The organism is Burkholderia sp. HAN2018, from assembly GCF_024704855.1.
Taxonomy (GTDB): domain Bacteria; phylum Pseudomonadota; class Gammaproteobacteria; order Burkholderiales; family Burkholderiaceae; genus Burkholderia; species Burkholderia cepacia.
Genome location: NZ_QOBB01000062.1, coordinates 1 through 17,491, shown reverse-complemented (window position 1 = coordinate 17,491; position 17,491 = coordinate 1). Strand labels below are relative to the sequence as shown.

General features: G+C 66.8%; 16 protein-coding genes and 1 pseudogene. 13 read left to right on the top strand and 4 right to left on the bottom strand.

All coding sequences use genetic code 11. The features are described 5' to 3' along the window. Positions 1–60: 60 nt before the first annotated feature. Entirely contained in the window at positions 61–786 is a 726-nt protein-coding gene (locus DPV74_RS17750; RefSeq protein WP_059693649.1) for a pirin family protein, read from the bottom strand. A gap of 128 nt (positions 787–914) precedes the next feature. Between DPV74_RS17750 and DPV74_RS17745 the strand changes: the two genes are divergently transcribed. The 3 genes from DPV74_RS17745 to DPV74_RS17735 all read left to right on the top strand — a co-directional run bounded on the left by DPV74_RS17745 (position 915) and on the right by DPV74_RS17735 (position 4,476). Further along, positions 915–1,832, top strand: coding sequence for a LysR family transcriptional regulator (locus DPV74_RS17745; RefSeq protein WP_021160675.1), 918 nt, complete (start codon positions 915–917; stop codon positions 1,830–1,832). Between the two features lie 94 nt (positions 1,833–1,926). Next, positions 1,927–3,048 carry a Fic family protein gene (locus DPV74_RS17740; RefSeq protein WP_205571918.1) on the top strand — a complete coding sequence of 374 codons (1,122 nt, stop codon included), beginning with the start codon at positions 1,927–1,929 and terminating at the stop codon, positions 3,046–3,048. A gap of 423 nt (positions 3,049–3,471) precedes the next feature. Continuing rightward, positions 3,472–4,476, top strand: coding sequence for a lysozyme inhibitor LprI family protein (locus DPV74_RS17735; protein ID WP_240439992.1), 1,005 nt, complete (start codon positions 3,472–3,474; stop codon positions 4,474–4,476). Positions 4,477–4,513: 37 nt separating this feature from the next. Here DPV74_RS17735 and DPV74_RS17730 read toward each other — a convergent pair whose 3' ends face one another. After that, positions 4,514–5,599 carry a LacI family DNA-binding transcriptional regulator gene (locus DPV74_RS17730; RefSeq protein ID WP_027792149.1) on the bottom strand — a complete coding sequence of 362 codons (1,086 nt, stop codon included), beginning with the start codon at positions 5,597–5,599 and terminating at the stop codon, positions 4,514–4,516. 241 nt (positions 5,600–5,840) lie between these two features. Between DPV74_RS17730 and rbsK the strand changes: the two genes are divergently transcribed. From rbsK to DPV74_RS17710, 4 genes are all read left to right on the top strand, one after another. Next, positions 5,841–6,767, top strand: a complete 927-nt coding sequence (rbsK, locus tag DPV74_RS17725; RefSeq protein ID WP_119337656.1) for a ribokinase — start codon at positions 5,841–5,843, stop codon at positions 6,765–6,767. Between the two features lie 60 nt (positions 6,768–6,827). After that, positions 6,828–8,147 carry an MFS transporter gene (locus DPV74_RS17720; RefSeq protein WP_060085970.1) on the top strand — a complete coding sequence of 440 codons (1,320 nt, stop codon included), beginning with the start codon at positions 6,828–6,830 and terminating at the stop codon, positions 8,145–8,147. Positions 8,148–8,184: 37 nt separating this feature from the next. After that, on the top strand, positions 8,185–9,129 hold the full coding sequence (locus DPV74_RS17715; protein ID WP_119337655.1) for a dihydrodipicolinate synthase family protein: 945 nt from the start codon (positions 8,185–8,187) through the stop codon (positions 9,127–9,129). Between the two features lie 716 nt (positions 9,130–9,845). After that, positions 9,846–10,493: a hypothetical protein gene (locus DPV74_RS17710; protein ID WP_027792145.1), complete on the top strand. Its 648-nt coding sequence runs from the start codon at positions 9,846–9,848 to the stop codon at positions 10,491–10,493. A gap of 168 nt (positions 10,494–10,661) precedes the next feature. Here the strand turns inward: DPV74_RS17710 and fliD are convergent, their stop codons facing one another. After that, on the bottom strand, positions 10,662–12,164 hold the full coding sequence (fliD, locus tag DPV74_RS17705; RefSeq protein WP_119337654.1) for a flagellar filament capping protein FliD: 1,503 nt from the start codon (positions 12,162–12,164) through the stop codon (positions 10,662–10,664). Between the two features lie 603 nt (positions 12,165–12,767). Here fliD and DPV74_RS17700 point away from each other — a divergent pair. The 4 genes and pseudogenes from DPV74_RS17700 to DPV74_RS17685 form a co-directional block, all read left to right on the top strand. Further along, positions 12,768–13,115 carry a hypothetical protein gene (locus DPV74_RS17700; RefSeq protein ID WP_162923071.1) on the top strand — a complete coding sequence of 116 codons (348 nt, stop codon included), beginning with the start codon at positions 12,768–12,770 and terminating at the stop codon, positions 13,113–13,115. 56 nt (positions 13,116–13,171) lie between these two features. Continuing rightward, a complete protein-coding gene (locus DPV74_RS17695) occupies positions 13,172–13,585 on the top strand; it encodes a DoxX family protein (protein WP_021160104.1) in 414 nt (137 codons plus the stop codon). A gap of 34 nt (positions 13,586–13,619) precedes the next feature. Continuing rightward, positions 13,620–14,078: a type VI secretion system baseplate subunit TssF gene (locus DPV74_RS42140; RefSeq protein WP_374708967.1), complete on the top strand. Its 459-nt coding sequence runs from the start codon at positions 13,620–13,622 to the stop codon at positions 14,076–14,078. Beyond that, a pseudogene (locus tag DPV74_RS17685) lies at positions 14,015–14,614 on the top strand (type VI secretion system tip protein VgrG); the annotation flags it as partial. The gene DPV74_RS42140 and the pseudogene DPV74_RS17685, both read left to right, overlap by 64 nt. A 730-nt stretch (positions 14,615–15,344) precedes the next feature. Here the strand turns inward: DPV74_RS17685 and DPV74_RS17680 are convergent. Then, positions 15,345–15,617 (bottom strand): hypothetical protein, encoded by a 273-nt coding sequence (locus DPV74_RS17680; RefSeq protein ID WP_027792140.1) that lies wholly within the window; start codon positions 15,615–15,617, stop codon positions 15,345–15,347. Between the two features lie 50 nt (positions 15,618–15,667). Here DPV74_RS17680 and DPV74_RS17675 point away from each other — a divergent pair, with 50 nt between their 5' ends. Further along, positions 15,668–16,621: an SDR family oxidoreductase gene (locus DPV74_RS17675; protein ID WP_059585915.1), complete on the top strand. Its 954-nt coding sequence runs from the start codon at positions 15,668–15,670 to the stop codon at positions 16,619–16,621. A 116-nt stretch (positions 16,622–16,737) separates the two neighbouring features. Further along, positions 16,738–17,491, top strand: a 754-nt coding sequence (locus DPV74_RS17670; RefSeq protein WP_119337653.1) for a LysR family transcriptional regulator, incomplete at its 3' end; no start/stop codon positions are given.

Here is a 17,491-nt window from a genome sequence, read left to right as displayed (position 1 = left end):
TTGCGAATCTCCGATTAAAAGGGCCCCGCGTTCAGCGGGGCCCGGTTTCCCGAACGGGCTTTATGCCCACTCGGCCGTTACTTCGACCGGACGCAGGTCGAACACCAGCACTTCGGCATCCTTCCCGTCGGCGAACGTCAGCGTCCGTTCGTCGCGGATGCGCACGCCGTCGCCTTCGCCGAGCGTCACGCCGTTGACCGACACGCTGCCGCGTGCCACGTGCACGTACGCAAAGCGGTCCGGTGCCAGTTCCAGCGTCGCGCGTTCGGCGCCGTCGAACAAGCCCGCGTAAATCCGCGTGTCCTGCCGGATCTTCAGCGAACCGGCGTCGCCGTCCGGCGATACGACGAGGGCGAGCTTGCCGCGCTTGTCGTCTGCCGTGACATTCGTCTGCTGATAGCGCGGCTCGGCACCCTTCTCGGCCGGCCCCACCCAGATCTGCAGGAAGTGGACCGGCAGTTCCGGCGAGTGGTTGAACTCGCTGTGGCGCACGCCCGTGCCCGCGCTCATCAGCTGCACGTCGCCCGGCACGATCACCGAGCCGGTACCCATCGAGTCCTTGTGTTCCAGCGCGCCGTCGAGCACGTACGACAGGATCTCCATGTCGCGGTGCGGGTGCGTGCCGAAGCCGCGGCCCGGCGCGACGCGGTCGTCATTGATCACCAGCAGGTCGGAGAAGCCGACTTGCTTCGGATCGTAGTAATTCGCGAACGAAAACGAATGACGGGAGCTGAGCCAGCCATGCTCCGCACGGCCACGTTGGTTTGCTGCACGGATTTCGATCATGATTTTTGTTCCTCAAGACGCCGGACCTCGGAAGTGGGACCGGCCGTTCGTTGAGGTGAATCTTAGGTCAATCGATTTGACAAATAAATGGCTGTAGAGATAATGACTGTCGCTATGGAGTGGACAATATGGAAATCAACGACCTGAGGATCTTCGTCGCGACGGTCGATGCGGGCAGCTTCACCGCGGCGGCCGATCAACTGATGCTGTCCAAGCAGTTCGTCAGCCGGCGCACGATGGCGCTGGAGGCGTCGCTCGGCGTGCGGCTGTTGCACCGGAACACGCGCAACCTCGCGGTGACCGAATCGGGGCAGGAGTTCTATGCGCGCGCGCAGCGGATCCTCGCGGAAATCGCCGACGCCGAGCAGGCGATGTCGGTGCGCAGCACCGAGTTGCACGGGTCGCTCAAAATCAGCGCGCCGCTGTCGTTCGGGATCACGCACGTGTCGCCGCTGATCGCCGAATTCCTGTCCGCGCACCCGGCCGTGCGGCTGAACCTCGACCTGACCGACCGGCGCGTCGACCTGATCGGCGAGGGCTTCGATCTCGTGCTGCGGATCGGCTCGCTCGAGGATTCGACGTTGATCGCCCGCCCGCTGGGCGCGTGGCGGATGGTCGCGTGCGCGAGCCCCGCCTATCTGAAGCGGCAGGGCACGCCGCAGACGCCGGCGGATCTCGCCGGCCACACGTGCCTGCTGTACGGGCGCGAGCGGCGCATCGGCTGGGAATTCCGCGTCGACGGCGCGGCGCGCACGTTCGACGTGCAGGGGCCGCTCGTCGCGAACAACGGCGAAGTGGTGCGCGACGCGGCGATCGCGGGGCTCGGCATCGCGCTGCTGCCGCACTTCATCGTCGGCGCGGCGCTCGACAGCGGCGCGCTCGTGCCGGTGCTCGACGCGTATGCGCCGTCGCCGATCACGCTCAACGCCGTGTTCCCGCAGCATCGGGAGGGATTCGTCACGCTGCGCACGTTCATCGGGTTTCTCGCGGAACGGCTCGGGGAGGCTGCGCCCGCGGCGAAGGGCGGGGCGGGCCGGGCACGGTAGCGGGCCGGTTTGCGGGGAATGGAGGCTTTATTCTCCGCAAGATTTGCGGAGAATATTGAGCCGTGCGGTGAATCGGTGGGATAATCTCCGCATCATGAGCGGAGATTACACCTTCATCTGGGCGTCGGCCGACTGGCCCGCATGGCGCTTCGACCTGCCTGCACTGGCAACGCCACTCGCCGACGTCAGCCGTGCGCAAGGCATGCTGGCCGGGCGGCTGGCGGACGTCGGCCTGGCGCTGCGCGACGAGGCCAGCCTGGCCGCGCTGACGGAGGACGTCGTCAAGACCAGCGCGATCGAGGGCGAAAGCCTGAACGTGGCATCGGTGCGGTCGTCGATCGCGCGTCGGCTCGGCGTCGATATCGGCGCGCTGGCGCCGGTCGACCGCCACGTCGAGGGCGTCGTCGACATGGTGCTCGACGCGACCACCCATGCGGCGGCGCCGGTCACCGAAGCCCGTCTGTTCGGGTGGCATGCGGCGCTGTTCCCGACCGGCTACTCGGGGATGTCGCGGATCACGGTCGGTGGCTGGCGCACGGATGCGACCGGGCCGATGCAGGTCGTGTCCGGGCCGATCGGCCGGCAGCGCGTGCATTTCGAGGCGCCGCCCGCCGCGCGCCTCGCCGACGAAACCGGGCGCTTTCTCGCCTGGCTCAATGCCGCGCCGGTCGAGCCCCTGCTGATCCGGGCCGGTCTGGCCCACCTGTGGTTCGTCACGCTCCATCCGGTCGACGACGGCAACGGCCGCATCGCGCGTGCGCTCGGGGATCTGGTCCTGGCGCGTGCCGACCGCAGTCCGCAACGCTTCTATAGCCTGTCGGCGCAAATCCAGCGCGAGCGCAACGCGTATTACGACGTGCTGGAGCGTACGCAGCGCGGTTCGCTCGATGTCACGGAATGGCTCGCGTGGTTCCTGACCGCGCTCGGCCGGGCCATCGATCACGCGCATGCGACGCTCGATGCCGTTCTGGTCAAGGCGCGCTTCTGGCAACGATGTGCCGGCGTCGCGATGAACGAACGTCAGGCGAAGGTCATGAATCGCCTGCTCGACGGCTTCGAGGGGAAGTTGACGAGCACCAAGTGGGCGGCGCTCGCGAAGTGCTCGCAGGATACGGCGCTGCGTGACATCACTGAACTCGTCGAGCGCGGCGTGCTGCAACGCTCGTCGTCCGGCGGCCGGAGCACGAGTTACGAGCTGGTGCCGTTCGACGGCTGACCGCTGTATTGCGTCGGCCCGCAGATCCGGAAGGCCGGCAGGCGCCACAACGCGATCACGCCGTGCGGCCTGTGCAAGGGGCACCATGCGAGCTGCGGGCTCGACTGATCGTTGCGTGCGCATCGATCATTTCAGTCGATGCCGCCATGGAAGCCGCATTGCGAGCGGCATCGTGCAATGCGGCGAGGCCGCCGCGACGGTTGCGCCGACATCGAACGTCGATTGATCGGCGTCGCGCATTCGGGTTAGGCTTCGGCGAGCAACGGCATGCGCTCCATGCCGGGCCGGGCGTTTTTACCTCAAATGCCGCGTGCAGGTAGCTTCTACAGGCGCGCGATCCAGCGACGATCCAAGCCGATGATCCTCCAGAACCAATTGAATGCTCGCGTGAAAACCGCGATTTCCGCCGGCGATGCATTGCACATGCGTGTGCGATCCGTCGCGGCGGCCGCGCTGCTGACGCTGTTGCCGGCCGCCGCGCACGCGGCCGGCTTCGACTGCGCGAAGGCCGCTTCGTCAACCGAGAAGACGATCTGCGCGGATGCCGCGCTGTCGAAGCTCGACGGCGACCTCGCGGCGGCGTGGAAGCAGGCGCTCGCGAAAGGCGGCGACACGGCCGCGCTGAAGGCCGCGCAGCTGAAGTGGCTCAAGCAGCGCGACCGGTGCGGCGCCGACGAATCGTGCCTCGGCGACCGCTACCGCGAACGGCTCGCGAGCCTGAACGGCAGGCCGCTGGCCGCCGATCGCTGGCAGCAGACGTGGTACATGAAGAGCGCCAACCCGTCGTTCGGTGGCGTGCTGACGTTCACCGGCACGCCGCCGCGACTGCATTTCGAGCTGGCCGGCAACAATGGCGCGAATACGGGCGGGCTCGACGGCGACATCGTGCTGCACGGCGACGTCGGCACCTACCGCAAGGACAAGTGCCGGCTCGAGTTCGAACGGAAGGGCGGACGCGTCGGCATCACGCAACACGGCGCGGATTCCGACTGCGGGGCCGGCATGGGTGTCTTCTACGGCGGCGAGTACTTGACTGCGTCGCAGTTCCAGGCCGCGCCGGCGGCCGACCTGCTGAGCCTCGAGGTCGTCGCCGACCCGACGCAGAACGCGACCGCGCACAAGCTGCTCGGCGCCGATTACCAGACGCTCGTCGACACCGCCAATTACAGCACCGACGAAAAGGACCTCGACGGGCTGAACGCGCACGTGACGTCGTACTGGGTGCGCGGCATCGCGACGACGAACGCCGCGATCGTGATGCGCCGCGGCAACGATCTGTGGATCGGGCTGCTCGTGTTCGACGCGCAGAGCAACGTCAGGATGCGCTATTACTCGAACGTGCCCGCGTGGAAGAAAACCGTGCCGAAGACGATCCAGGCGTGGCACGACAATCTCGACAAGACGCTGCCGGTCGACGTGATGCAGTGACGAGCGGGCCGGGCGGCCGAAGCTGCCCGGCGCGGCCTCATTTCTTTCCCGCTGCGCGCGCGTGCGCCGGTGGCGCAGCCGATCCCCGCGTACGCAATTCGGGCAGGACGGCATGACCGGGCCCCGTCGCGCCGTTCTCGAGCGCGTCGAGCAAGGCCTGTGCGGCCTGGCGCCCGATCGCGTCGGTGTCGACCCACATCGTCGTCAGCGGCGGCTGGATTTCGCGCGCGAGCGCGACGTCGTCGAACCCGGTGATCGACAATTGCGCGGGCACGTCGATGCCGAGCGCCTGCGCCTCGAGCAGCGCGCCCAGCGCGAGCGCGTCGTTCCCGCAGATCACGGCTGTCGGCCGCGTCGCCGCATCGCTGTTCGCGATCGCGCGCAGGCTCGCCCGCCCGAAGGCGATCGTGGCCGCGCCCTCGTGCTGATGGACGGGGCGCACCGCGAGCCCGCGCGCGGCGAGCGTGTCGTGAATGCCGCGCAGGCGGGCCTGCACGCGGTCGTTGTCGGCCGACGGCTGCATGATGATCGCGAAATCGCGATGGCCGAGGTCGAGCAGGTGGGTGGTGAGCCGCGCGAATGCCGCGCGGTTGTCGAAGCCGATGCAGCAGTGCGGGCTGTCGTCGCGATACGCATAAGTGACGACGTACGGCACGCGGTGCATCGCAAGGAGTTCGAACAGTTCCGGCGGATACGCTTCGCCGACCAGCGACACGGCCTCCACGCCGCGCGACAGCATCGCACGCACCTGGGCCAGCGCCTGCGCGGGATCGTAATTCGAGCAGCCGAGGAACAGCGTGATGCCGTGCTCGGCCATGACCGTCTGCATGCCCGCGACCTGCGACGCGAACACCTGGTCGTCGAGTGTCGGAATGATCGCGCCCGTGATGTGGGTGCGCGTGGACGCGAGCGCACGGCCCGCCGCATTCGGAATCCAGTTCAGCGCGCGCGCCGCGTCGCGCACGCGCTGCTGCACGTCGGCCGACACCTTGCCGGGATCGTTGTACACACGCGAGACGGTCGCGGTCGATACGCCGGCCAGCTTCGCGACATCGCCGAGCACCGAGCGGCCGCTGCCGCGGCGCGCCCGGGGCGCGCCGGCACGGGACGGAGGCGTGCTCATCGGCCGGCTCCCGGCGGGGCGGCAGTGACGGCGCCGCGCGTTGTCAAATGCGTCATTGTTTACCCTCGATTCGTGGTGGCGCCGCTTGCATTCCCGCTCGACCCTGTGAGAATGTAAGCGCTATCTTGGCGTGCTTCCGCATTATGTCAGACACATATTCTATCCATATCGTGAGATTTTCATCGACGACGGCCGATTCGGCCATTTTGTTTGCCGCGAATGTAAGCGATTACATTGCAAAATGAGCGACATCCTTTCACCGCGCATCGCCGTCGTCGGCAGCGTGAACATCGACCTCGTGACGCGCGCGCCGCGCCTGCCGGTGCCGGGCGAGACGCTGCTCGGCACGGATTTCCAGACCGTTCATGGCGGCAAGGGGGCGAACCAGGCGGTCGCGGCCGCGCGGCTGGGCGCGTCGGTCGCGATGATCGGCTGCGTCGGCGACGACGCGTTCGGTGCGCGCCTGCACGATGCGCTGGCGGCCGAACGCATCGACGTGACGCACCTGGGCCGGATCGGCGGCACGGCGACCGGGGTGGCCACGATCACGGTCGACGCGGGCGGCGCGAACAGCATCGTCGTCGTGCCCGGCGCGAATGCGCGCCTCGACGCCGACCGGATCGACGCGGCGCGCGATGCGATCGCCGAGGCCGCGCTGCTCGTGTGCCAGCTCGAAGTGCCGGTTGCCGCCGTCGCGCGCGCCATCGCCTGTGCATCCGCGCACCACACGCCGGTGCTGCTCAACCCCGCGCCCGCGCAGCCGCTGTTCGACGCGCTGCTGGCACGGGTCGACTACCTCGTCGTCAACGAAACCGAAGCCGAATCGCTGACCGGCATCGCCGTCGGCGACGACGCATCGGCCGTGCGCGCCGCCGATGCGCTGTGCGCGAAGGGCGTCGGCAACGTGCTGGTGACGCTCGGCGCGCGCGGCGTCTGCTGGCGCGGCGGCGCCGGTAACGGCCGCCTGCGGGCGATGACGGTGGCCGCCGTCGATACGACCGCGGCCGGCGACACGTTCGTCGGCGGGTTCGCGGCCGCCCGCGCGGGCGGCGCGTCGATGGACGACGCGATCGGCTTCGGCCAGCGCGCCGCCGCGATCAGCGTGACGCGCCACGGCGCGCAGACCTCGATTCCGACGCGCGACGAAGTGGCGCGCCTCGAACCCTGAATGCCGCATCAGACGGACAGGCCGGAACCGGCCGATACCAGTGACATGGAGACAACCGCAATGAACGAAACCCCGACCGTCCCGCCCGCACCGCCGCGTATCCGGCGCGGGCAACGCATCGCGCTCGCGCTGTTGATGGCGAGCGGCATCGTCAACTACCTCGATCGCGGCACGCTGGCCGTCGCGAGCGCGGCGATCCGCGGCGATCTCGGCTTGTCGCTCGCGCAGATGGGGCTGCTGCTGTCGGCCTTCTCGTGGAGCTATGCGCTGTGCCAGTTTCCGGTCGGCGGGCTCGTCGACCGCATCGGGCCGCGCCGGCTGCTCGGCGTCGGGTTGATCGTCTGGTCGTTCGCGCAGGCGGCGGGCGGCATCGTGTCGACTTTCGGCTGGTTCATCGTCGCGCGCATCGTGCTCGGCATCGGCGAGGCGCCGCAATTCCCGTCGGCCGCGCGGGTGGTGAGCAACTGGTTTCCGCTGCGCGCGCGCGGCACGCCGACCGGGATCTTCAACGCCGCGTCGCCGCTCGGCACCGCGCTCGCGCCGTTGCTGCTGTCGATCCTCGTCGCGTCGTTCGACTGGCGCTGGGCGTTCATCGCGACGGGGGCGCTCGGCCTCGTCGTCGCCGTCGTCTGGTTCGCGCTGTATCGCGATCCGGTGCGCGCGCAACTGTCCGCCGCCGAACGCAACTACCTCGATGCCGACGCGCAAAGCGTGGCCGCGACACCGAAACTGACGTTCGTCGAATGGCGCAGCCTGTTCTCGCACGGCACGACCTGGGGGATGCTGATCGGTTATTTCGGATCCGTGTACCTGAACTGGGTCTACCTGACCTGGCTGCCGGGCTACCTGACGATGGAGCGGCATATGAGCCTGATCCGGACGGGCTTCGCCGCGTCGGTGCCGTTCCTGTGCGGGTTCGTCGGCTCGCTGGTGGCCGGCTGGGTGTCGGACCTGATTACGCGCCGCAGCCGTTCGCCGGTCGTGAGCCGGCGCAATGCGGTGGTGGTCGCGATGCTCGGGATGGTCGTCTTCACGATCCCGGCCGCGCTCGTGCAGAGCAACACGGTGGCGCTCGCCTGCATCTCGGTCGTGATCTTTCTCGCGAACGCGGCGTCGGCCTGCTCGTGGGCGCTCGCGACGGCGGCCGCGCCGCCGAGCCGCGTCGCATCGCTCGGCGCGATCCAGAATTTCGGCGGCTTCGTCGGCGGTGCGCTTGCGCCGATCCTGACGGGCATCATTGCGCAGAAATGGTCGTTCGTGCCGGCGCTGCTGACCGCCGCGGCGATCGCGTTCGCGGGTGCGATCGCCTATCTGCTGCTGGTGCGCAAGCCGATTCCCGAGCAGGCCGCGAACGCCGCGCCCGGGCCGTTGCCCGCGTGAGCCTACCCCCCGCATTCACTGAAGCAAGGAGAAACAGATGCAACAGCAGCAAGCGAACGTGACCATCGAAGGGATCGTCCCGGTGATGCTGACGCCGTTCGACGATGCCGGCGCGATCGACTACGCAGGGCTCGAGCGGCTGATCGAGTGGTATCTCGCGCACGGCGCGGATGCGTTGTTCGCGGTCGCGCAATCGAGCGAGATGCAGTTCCTGAGTCTGGCCGAACGCGCGGAGCTCGCGCGCTTCGTGGTCGAGCGGGTGGCCGGGCGCGTGCCCGTCGTCGCGTCCGGGCACATCAGCGACGATCTCGACGCGCAGGCCGCGGAGCTGTGCGCGGCGGCCGAATCGGGCGCGCAGGGCGTCGTGCTCGTGACCAACCGCCTCGATCCGCAGCGCCAGGGCAGTGCCGCGTTGCTCGACCACCTTCACCGGCTGCTTGCGCGATTGCCGTCGGACCTGCCGCTCGGGCTGTACGAATGTCCGGCGCCTTACCGGCGGCTGCTGTCGGATGACGAACTGCGCGCGTGCATCGACACGGGCCGGTTCGTGATGCTCAAGGACGTGAGCTGCGACCTGGAAACGGTGAAGCGGCGGGTCGCGCTCGCCGAGGGCTCGCCGCTGAAGATCCTCAACGCGAATGCCGCGATCGCGCGGGATGCGATGAAGGCGGGTTCCGCCGGTTTCAACGGCGTGTTCACCAACTTTCATCCGGATCTGTACCGGTGGTTGCGCACGCAAGGGGATGCGCATCCCGAACTGGCCGACGAGCTTTCGACGTTCCTGGTCGTCTCGGCGGTGTCGGAGGCACTCGGGTACCCGGCGCTCGCGAAGCTCTATCACCAGCGGATCGGCACCTTCGCGTCGATCCGCTGCCGTGCGATCGACTACGACGTGCGTGAACGATTCTGGGCACTCGATGCGGTGCTCGACAAGATCGTGGCCGGCACCGAGCATTTCCGTCGTCGGATCGCTGCGCGATAGGGCGCGTGGTGTGCCGTCCGTGTTCTGCGGTGCGCGACGGCATCGCGTGCCGTGCAGGCGGAGGCTCGCGCGTGGGGGCGTCGGGAGGCGCAGGGCGGCGCACGGTGGCTGCAAGCACGGTCGGTTTGTCGCGATGCGTTGCGTTGTGTGCGCGTCGCGACAAGCGGTGTTGGTGGCGTCTCCGCGATCGCCGATGATGTGAACCCGGCGCGTGCTCGGCCCCAACGTATGGCGCGGCGAATCCATCGGCGTTTCTATGCTGTCGAGGGCGGCAAGGGTACCTGTCGCGGCGGGGCCGCTGCATTCGTCGACGGTCAGGGTTGCCCGTCGTCATGAATGACGATGGGCTGTCGATACGGCACCGACGCGCGGTCCCACCTTCATCCATTTCATCGCACTATCCCGTCGGCGAGCCGCGAGCTGTGAGCCGTGAGCCGCGAGCGCCGAGCCTCAAGCCTCAAGCCTCAAGCCTCAAGCGCCGGTGCCGAGCCAAGCCAAGCCAAGCCAAGCCAAGCCCCAACCGCGCCGCCGCCGCTCGTCCGTCCGACGCGTTGCGCCCCACGATCCGCCGCCACCGGCTGACCGTTGCATGTTCACGCAGGGCGACAAAAGCACACAAATCTGATCATCCCCCCTCATCGTTTCTTGTAACGATTCGTAATATCGCGCCGCCGAGCGCTTTTCCCGACGAACCGTTGAATCCGCATCCGCTTCCCATGCAACACGTCACGACGACAAGCCAGCCACCGATCCTGGCGGCACCGGTAGATCCCATGCTGCATGCCGTGATCGATGAGGTCGTCCACCGGAGCGTGTCGGAAGCGACGACGCGCAGCGGCTACATGCGATGTGCCGACTACGCGATCGTCGGCGCGCAGGTGCTGACGCTGCTGACCGGCAAGCCGTACCGGCCGTTCGCGGGTGGGGAGGTGCTGGATTTCGGCGGCGGCAACCTGTATGCGTTGTGCACGACGCGCGAGCGGCGCCGCACCGCGCGGCACCTGTCGCAGCTCGCGAGGTATCACTGCTGGATCGAGGCGCGTCATGACGATATCGGCGGCCGTGCGCGCAAGGAAATCGTCGATTTCACGCTGCGCCACGACGAGACCGTGGCGAGCCATCTGGGGATGCCGTACGCACGCGCGTACCAGGCGTATTTCTGGGGATGGGACGACGAGCACGCCGTACCGGCCGAACTGCACGGTCATCCGGTCTTCGCGAAACAGGGCCCCGTGTGGCGCTGGGCGGAGCGTGAATGCACGTCGCTGCTGCGCGCATACGAGCGCGAACGGCCAGGCTATTTCGGGCGTCAGGTGTCGCGTGCGATCGATTTGTTTGCCGATCGCGTCGAAGGTCTCGGCTGACGGCACGGCCTGCCGCGATGGAGCGAACCGCGGAAGGGCGCCCGGCGCATGCTTGCGCACCGCCGGCGTCTGCGTGATGTGCCCAGGCGGGACGCCGTGCGCGGCGGCGCGAGCCGGTCGATCCATTGACCGGCCGCCGCCGCGATCATCCGGCGGCCCGGGCGCGCATCACTTGTTCGCCAGCGTGCCGCTGCTGTTGGCGCCGCCGAACAGCCGCGTCAGGTATTGCGTGTTCGAGTTCATCTTGGCCATCAGCGTATTGAGCGCCGTGAACTGCGCCTGATACTGCTTGGTCAACTGCGCGGCGTAGTCGGCCAGATCCGTCTGCTGCTGCGTGACGCGCTTCAGGTTGGCACTCAGCGCGTTCGTGCGCACTTCGATCATCCCGCCTTTTTTCGTGAAGGGCGCGATCTGGTCGGTCAGTTGCTTGCCCATCCCGTTCGTCGAGTTGAACAGGCGCGCGACCCCTGACGGGTTGTTGGACAGCGCACTGTCGAGCTTCGCGCTGTCGGCCTTCAGCGTGCCGTCCTTCTCGAGCGAGATGCCGATCGCCATCAGGTTCGTGTGTCCGTTGCCGTTCTCGTTCGCGACACCGCGCGCGACGATCGACGCGAGCGAGTTGCGGATCGTGTTCAGCGTCGAATCGCCGATCAGCGCACCCTGTGAACTCGCCCCTTCCGTGTAGCTCGACAGTGCGCCCATCGTCTTGACGACGGTGTTGTAGAGACTCACGAAGTTCGTGATCGTGGCCGCCTGCGACTTCGTATCGGTGCTGACCGTCAGCGTCTGCGTGTCGGTCGCGCTGACCGCGGCCGCCGACAGGTTCAGCGTGACGCCGCTCAGCACGCCCGTCACCGTGTTGCTCGCGCTGGTCGACGCGATGCCGTTGAGCGTGAACTTCGCGTCCTGCGCGACGGCGCTTTGCCGCCACGCGGCCGCGCTGTTCGCCGATTCGATCTTCGACGCGCCGCCCGTCGTGTCGGCCGTCGACGTGACGCCGAGGTTCGACAGCCCGTTGTCGTTGGCCACGTTGCCGACCGCGACGCTGATCGCGTTCGCCGAGCCCGTCTTCGTCGACGCGAGCACGAGGTGCGCGCCGTCGGTGCCGTTGATCACGGTCGCGCTGATTCCCGGGTTGTTCGCCGCGGAGTTGATCGCGGCCGCGATGCCCGACAGCGTGTTGTTCGTGCCGGTGACGTCGACCTTGAACGACTGGCTGCCGAGCGTCAGCGTCAGCGTGCCGGTGCCGAGCGCCTTGCTCCCGTCGAAGCCCGACGAAGCCAGTGCCTGCGCGGTCGCGGTCTGCGTGACGCCGATCGTGTAGGTGCCGGCCACCGCGCCCGCGCCCGCCGTCGCGGTCAGGCCCTTGCCGCTCGCGACCGCGGTGAACGTCGACTGCAGCCCGCCATTCGACAGCGAGGCGAGGCCCGCCTCGAGTGCACCCAGTGCCGACGACAGCGCGCCGAATGCGGAAATCTGCGTCGTGCCGGTGGTCTGCGACGCGGCGAGCGCGGCGGCCCGGCCGGCGGTTTTCGCGTTCACCAGCGTCTTGACGAGCGTGCCGACGTCCATCGACGGATTACCGGTCGAGCCGTTGATGATCGATTGCGCCGCCTGTTGCAACAGGCTGTTCGTGTTCGCGCCGCTGGTCACGGGCGTGTTCGTTGCCATGGGTGGTCTCCGGTTGAATGACGATCCCGTGACGAGCGGCTGCCGGGTCGGCCTGCGGCGCTTCGAAGGCAGGGCGCGTCCGGCGCGACGCGTTCCCGGGGTTCACGGGAGTGTCGGGAAAACGTAAGGACGTGCGCTATCGTATATTTAAATCGTTATTACTTGGTAATTTTTTGTAATGCATGTTGAGAAAAATGCAGACGGGAACGGGGTGTTTGAGTGAGGGCTAAAGGTCTGCGATTTTTTGCCGTAAACACACCGTTTTGGCTGTATTTATTCAAGCATTTTTCCCGGTGTTGAAAACTGGCAAAGGGCGAGAAGGATTGGTCAAGGTTTTGCGCTGATTCTGCTAAACATCGGATCGATCGACGGTGTGTGGAAAGGGTGTTTCCCAGTCGATGACGGGCTGAAATCCTTGTCTGACGGACGACGCGCGTCACCGGCGATTCCAGTCCGCCTGCCCGCGAAACGTTTCCGCATTGCCGATGTTCGTTTCCGGGCCATGAGATTTTTTCTGAAACAGAATGCCCGGTAGATTGCAATGCTGGTCGAGTTGCGGGAATCAAGTCGGCCTTTGTGAATCGATATTGAACACGTCGTTTAATGACAGGTTCGATATGCGCGGTTGTGACCGATTTGTGTCAATTGAAGCCGAAAATATCGATTGAATACGGTGGCCTGAAAGAAGCAGAGCGTTTCCGTGTTCCGGAAACATTGAGCGGGTTGATTTGCACTGCCTGCCGACCTTTGCCTGTCGGCGTGTTTACCTTCGATTGTCCACTTGAACGGGACAGCGAATCCTTCTTTGGCGGATTGATGATTCACGGCGAGACAGTAGACTGCATCCGTGCTTCGCCAGAACCGATCGGAAGCGCGCCGGGAACGGCGCAACCCGACGGATTCTTCGGCGGCGGGGCGCTCCGGCCTGCTGTCCGATCGTGCGAGGAGTGATTCGGCGCCTCCCGGCACCGGATGCATCAAACCGTCAATTCAAGGGTGATATTGCTATGCGTTACGTTTCGCTGGAGTCGAAGAAGGACGAGCTGCTGCTGGCGGCTCGCGTGCTGTTGATGATCCTGTTCGTGCTGTTCGGCTGGCAGAAGCTGAGCGGCTTCTCGGGCACCGTCGCGTACATGGCGTCGACGGGGAACCCGGCGCCCGAACTGGCCGCGGTGATCGCGGTGGCGGTCGAGCTGGTCGGCGGCCTGCTGATCGCGGCCGGCTTCTATACGCGTCCGCTCGCACTGGTGTTCGCCGCCTATACGCTCGCGACCGCGCTGATCGGCCATCGCTACTGGGCGCTGCAGGGGATGGAGCAATACATGGCGATGATCAACTTCTACAAGAATGTGAGCATCATCGGCGGGCTGCTGTTGCTCGCACTGACCGGGCCGGGACGGTATTCGCTCGACCGGAAGTAAGGCGGGGCGGCGTTTCTGTCCGGCTCGGAGCCCGGTGCACGAAAGTGCGCCGGGTTTTGTTTTTGTGGGCGGGGCGTGGCGCGTGCGGCGTGGGTGCTGCGTTGCCAAACGAACAGGTTCCGGACATGATTGCGCGTGCACAGTGACGCTGTTCACGCTGCGGCGTCTCGCAGAAATCGTCTGCTTCAGGACATTGCCGACGGAGAACGACGACTATCCGCGGTTTACCGAGGCATGGTTCGAGACGCTGTACCCGCACTACTTGCGCGCGTTTCCGTCATGTTCGATCGCGCACTTCGAGATGGACAGCGGCCGGGCGGCACAGATGTCGGCCGCCGTCACCGTGCCGCGTGGTACGCAGCTTGACAGCCGGCCACTGATCGACGGCGTCGTGAAGCTTGCGCGGAAGGCGGTGACGGCGTGGATTGCCGAGTCAAGATCAACGGCGTGCAGACGAACCAGTTTCAGTTGGGAGAATCGGAGAAGTCGATGACGGTCAAGGGACATGATCGGCCGTTGACGGCGGGCGAGATCGAGATGGCCCGGACCGTCTTCAAGGACAGCATCGATTACGACAAGGTGCGGGTGCATCGGGGGAGTTACTTCTGGTTCGACATGCAGCGCAAGAGAACCGCAGTTACCCCTGACGGGCACATGTATTTTCGCGACGAGGACTTTCTCGAGGACTTCTCCGCCGCGTCGGTGGCGGATGGCGACATGTCATGGTTCATGCACGAGATGACGCACGTCTGGCAATACCAGCTCGGATATTCGATGCGCTGGCACGGGCTGACCGTCACCATTCGCGGCGAGCGTGCCTATCAGTACACCATCACGCCTCAGAACGTTTTTCACGACTACAACATGGAGCAGCAGGGAAATCTGGTCGCGGATTATTTCGCGATTCATGTGCTCAAGAAATACCAGGCGATCATTCACCGCGGATACGTCGGCGCGCCGGAAGAACTCGACTGGGTGCTCGCGCCGTTGCTGCGGGATCCGAAGAATACGGACAATTTGCCGAAGTAGCAGGACGGGCGCCGTCGCACGGTGGCGATGTTTGAATTCCTGATTGACTCGAGTGGTTTCGATGCCACAATGAATGGATGCGAAGCGTGAGGGAAATTTTGCGAAGCAGTGCCGTGGCATGCCTATCGTGCTGGTTGTTTACCTCCTGTGCGGTTGCCACGTCGCACGGTCCGATTCGCCTGGACATCAGGCAGATCGACGGAAAACCGGCTGCTTGCCTGCCGGCAAGTGACGACACTGGTTCCGACCCGATCCAGATCCGCGGGGTCGATGTGACAAGACAAACCGGCCCGGTCAGTCCCGTTGTCACGTATTGGGCGCTGGAGGTTCCGGGGAGTGCGCCGCCGGTTTATCTGAAGCGAGGCGCGTGTCTCGTCTATGGCCAGACCGTGGCCGGTGCGGTTGTGCGTGCGGCGCCGAGGGCGCTGGACATCAACAAGTTCTACAGCATCTCGATCGTACCGGGAGGGGGCTATGGCCCGGTGTACAGCTCGGCGTTTTGCGTGATCAGGCAAGCGGGGGGCGGTGTCCGCATTGCGACGCCGGGGCAGGAAGGGAACCCGTGCGCGTCGGCAGGATACTGAGCGGCGCAGTGGGCTTCGCGTCGTGGCGTTCCGGTCGCGAATGACGGCGCGGACAAGGTTGGGCCGGGCGCCGCTTACGGGTTTCACCATGGTTATGTCGGGCCACCCAAGCGCTTGTTCGCATTCTTGTGCCGTTCCGGGAGGATTCAGGTAGTGCAGACAGGCTTTTGAAGCAGCGCGCCGGGCTTGCTCGCGGCGCTGTCGTGCCTGTCGGACGCAATGGCGACGTCGGTGGCGCCCGTCGAACTGGAGATCAGGCAGGTCGACGGGAATCCTGCAGCCTGCCTGTCCGCGAATGACGAGCGTGCCGGAAGCGTCATCCGGATCCGCTCGGCGGGTGTCGCCAGGCCGACCGGCGCCGCGAGTCCCGACGTGACGAGAAGACAGGCATGCAGCCGACGAGTGAGGGGAGTCGACATCGGTTGCCTGTTCTTGTATAGATTGGGGAATCCCCGTTCCCCTTTCACAGATGGCTACCGTACCGCAATCGACCGTCCTTCTCATCGGCGCCGCCGGCCTCCTCGGCCGCGCGGTTGCCGCATCGCTGTCCCGCGAGTCTTCGTTAAACCTCGTCGCGACGATCCGCAACCCGCACGGCGCAGGCGCAAAACGCCTTGCGTTGCCTGCGGAAAACCTCGCCGAACTCGACGTCCTCGACGAGCCGGCCCTCGAACACCTCTTCGCCACCCGCCAGCCGGCCGCCGTGATCATCTGCGCGGCCGAACGCCGCCCGGACGTCTGCGAACGCGATCCTGACGGCGCACGCGCGATCAACGTCACCGCCCAGGCGCGCATCGGCGCGCTCGCCGCGCGCCACGGCGCATGGACGCTCGGCATCTCCACCGACTACGTCTTCGACGGCAAGGCCGCTCCGTACCGCGAGGACGCCACCCCGAATCCGCTGAACATCTACGGCCGCACGAAGCTGGAAGGCGAGGCGGCGCTCCTCGCCGCGTCGCCGCTGTCGTGCGTGCTGCGCCTGCCGCTGCTCTACGGCCCGATCGTCGACTGGAGCGAATCGGCCGTCACGAGTCTCGTGCCGGCGATCGCCGCGTCCGCCCGGCCGGGCGCCGACGCGGTCGGCATGGACGCCTGGGCGATCCGTTACCCGACCTATACGCCCGACGTCGCGGACGTCATCCGCGACCTGACATTGCGCCATCTCGCGGGTGCGTCGATCACGGGCATCCGTCACTGGTCGGGCGAGGAGCCGATGACGAAGTACGACATTGCGCAGCGGATCGCGGCCGCGCTCGGCATCGAAGCATCGCTCACGCGGATCGACCAGCCGACCGACGCGACGCCGCGTCCGTACGATTGCCATCTGGACGCATCGCGCGTGCGTGCAGCCGGGATCGATCACGCGACGCCTTTCGATATCGCGCTGCGCGCCGTGCTGCGCGATGCGCCGCAGACGCTGTAGGATCGGGCGCCGCGGCCCGCGCCGCGTGATCCGCAGCCGTCCACGGCGACAGCCGCGCGACGGAGGCGGCCCGTGCGCACCGGCCGGCCCATCATCGCCCACCCAGGAGCCCAGCCATGCAACTGAAATGGCTCGAAGACTTCGTCGAACTCGCGCGCACGCGCAGCTTCACCCGCGCGGCGGAGAACCGGTTCGTCACGCATCCGGCGTTCGGCCGCCGTATCCGGTCGCTCGAGGAGTGGGTCGGCGCGCGCCTGATCGCGCGCACGAAGCCGCTCGAACTGACGGCGGCGGGTACCGTGTTTCTCGATGCGGCATCGAACGCGCTCGACGTCTTGCACGGCGCCCGCACGCAACTCCAGGAAGCGTCGCCGGTGCTGGAGAACAACCTGCGAATCGCGACCGGCCGCACGCTCTCGGCCACCTTCTTCCCCGACTGGTACGACGAGACCGTTGCGCGCGCCGGTTTTTTTACGGCGACCGTGTCGACCGGCAGCGCGGAGGAAGCGATCCTGCAGCTCACGGCCGGCGACGCCGACATGCTGATCGTCTATTCGAGCCCGCATACGCGGCTGCTGATCGACCGCGACCGCTTCGACTGGCTGTCCGTCGCGCGCGAGGTGCTGGTGCCGGTCAGCGCGTTCGATGCGCGCGGCAGCGTGCGCTACCGGCTGCCGGCCGGGCAGGCGCCGGTGCCGTGGCTCGCGTTCGCGCGCACGTTGACCCTGCGCGCGGTGCTGGCGCGCCATCTCGCCGAAATGCCCGGCCGCCCGACGTTGCGGCCCGTGTACCAGGCCGACTCGTACGAAGCGATCCTCGCGATGGCGCGCCGCGGGCTCGGCCTGGCGTGGCTGCCGCAGCGGCTCGTCG

Coding starts and splice junctions, on each gene's coding strand:
- DPV74_RS17680 (WP_027792140.1), bottom strand. CDS start 15,617: ATGTCGACTCCCCTCACTCGTCGGCTGCATGCCTGTCTTCTCGTCACG.
- DPV74_RS17715 (WP_119337655.1), top strand. CDS start 8,185: ATGCAACAGCAGCAAGCGAACGTGACCATCGAAGGGATCGTCCCGGTG.
- DPV74_RS17700 (WP_162923071.1), top strand. CDS start 12,768: ATGACAGGTTCGATATGCGCGGTTGTGACCGATTTGTGTCAATTGAAG.
- fliD (WP_119337654.1), bottom strand. CDS start 12,164: ATGGCAACGAACACGCCCGTGACCAGCGGCGCGAACACGAACAGCCTG.
- rbsK (WP_119337656.1), top strand. CDS start 5,841: ATGAGCGACATCCTTTCACCGCGCATCGCCGTCGTCGGCAGCGTGAAC.
- DPV74_RS17730 (WP_027792149.1), bottom strand. CDS start 5,599: ATGAGCACGCCTCCGTCCCGTGCCGGCGCGCCCCGGGCGCGCCGCGGC.
- DPV74_RS17675 (WP_059585915.1), top strand. CDS start 15,668: ATGGCTACCGTACCGCAATCGACCGTCCTTCTCATCGGCGCCGCCGGC.
- DPV74_RS17695 (WP_021160104.1), top strand. CDS start 13,172: ATGCGTTACGTTTCGCTGGAGTCGAAGAAGGACGAGCTGCTGCTGGCG.
- DPV74_RS17720 (WP_060085970.1), top strand. CDS start 6,828: ATGAACGAAACCCCGACCGTCCCGCCCGCACCGCCGCGTATCCGGCGC.
- DPV74_RS17745 (WP_021160675.1), top strand. CDS start 915: ATGGAAATCAACGACCTGAGGATCTTCGTCGCGACGGTCGATGCGGGC.
- DPV74_RS17710 (WP_027792145.1), top strand. CDS start 9,846: ATGCAACACGTCACGACGACAAGCCAGCCACCGATCCTGGCGGCACCG.
- DPV74_RS17750 (WP_059693649.1), bottom strand. CDS start 786: ATGATCGAAATCCGTGCAGCAAACCAACGTGGCCGTGCGGAGCATGGC.
- DPV74_RS17735 (WP_240439992.1), top strand. CDS start 3,472: ATGCGTGTGCGATCCGTCGCGGCGGCCGCGCTGCTGACGCTGTTGCCG.
- DPV74_RS17740 (WP_205571918.1), top strand. CDS start 1,927: ATGAGCGGAGATTACACCTTCATCTGGGCGTCGGCCGACTGGCCCGCA.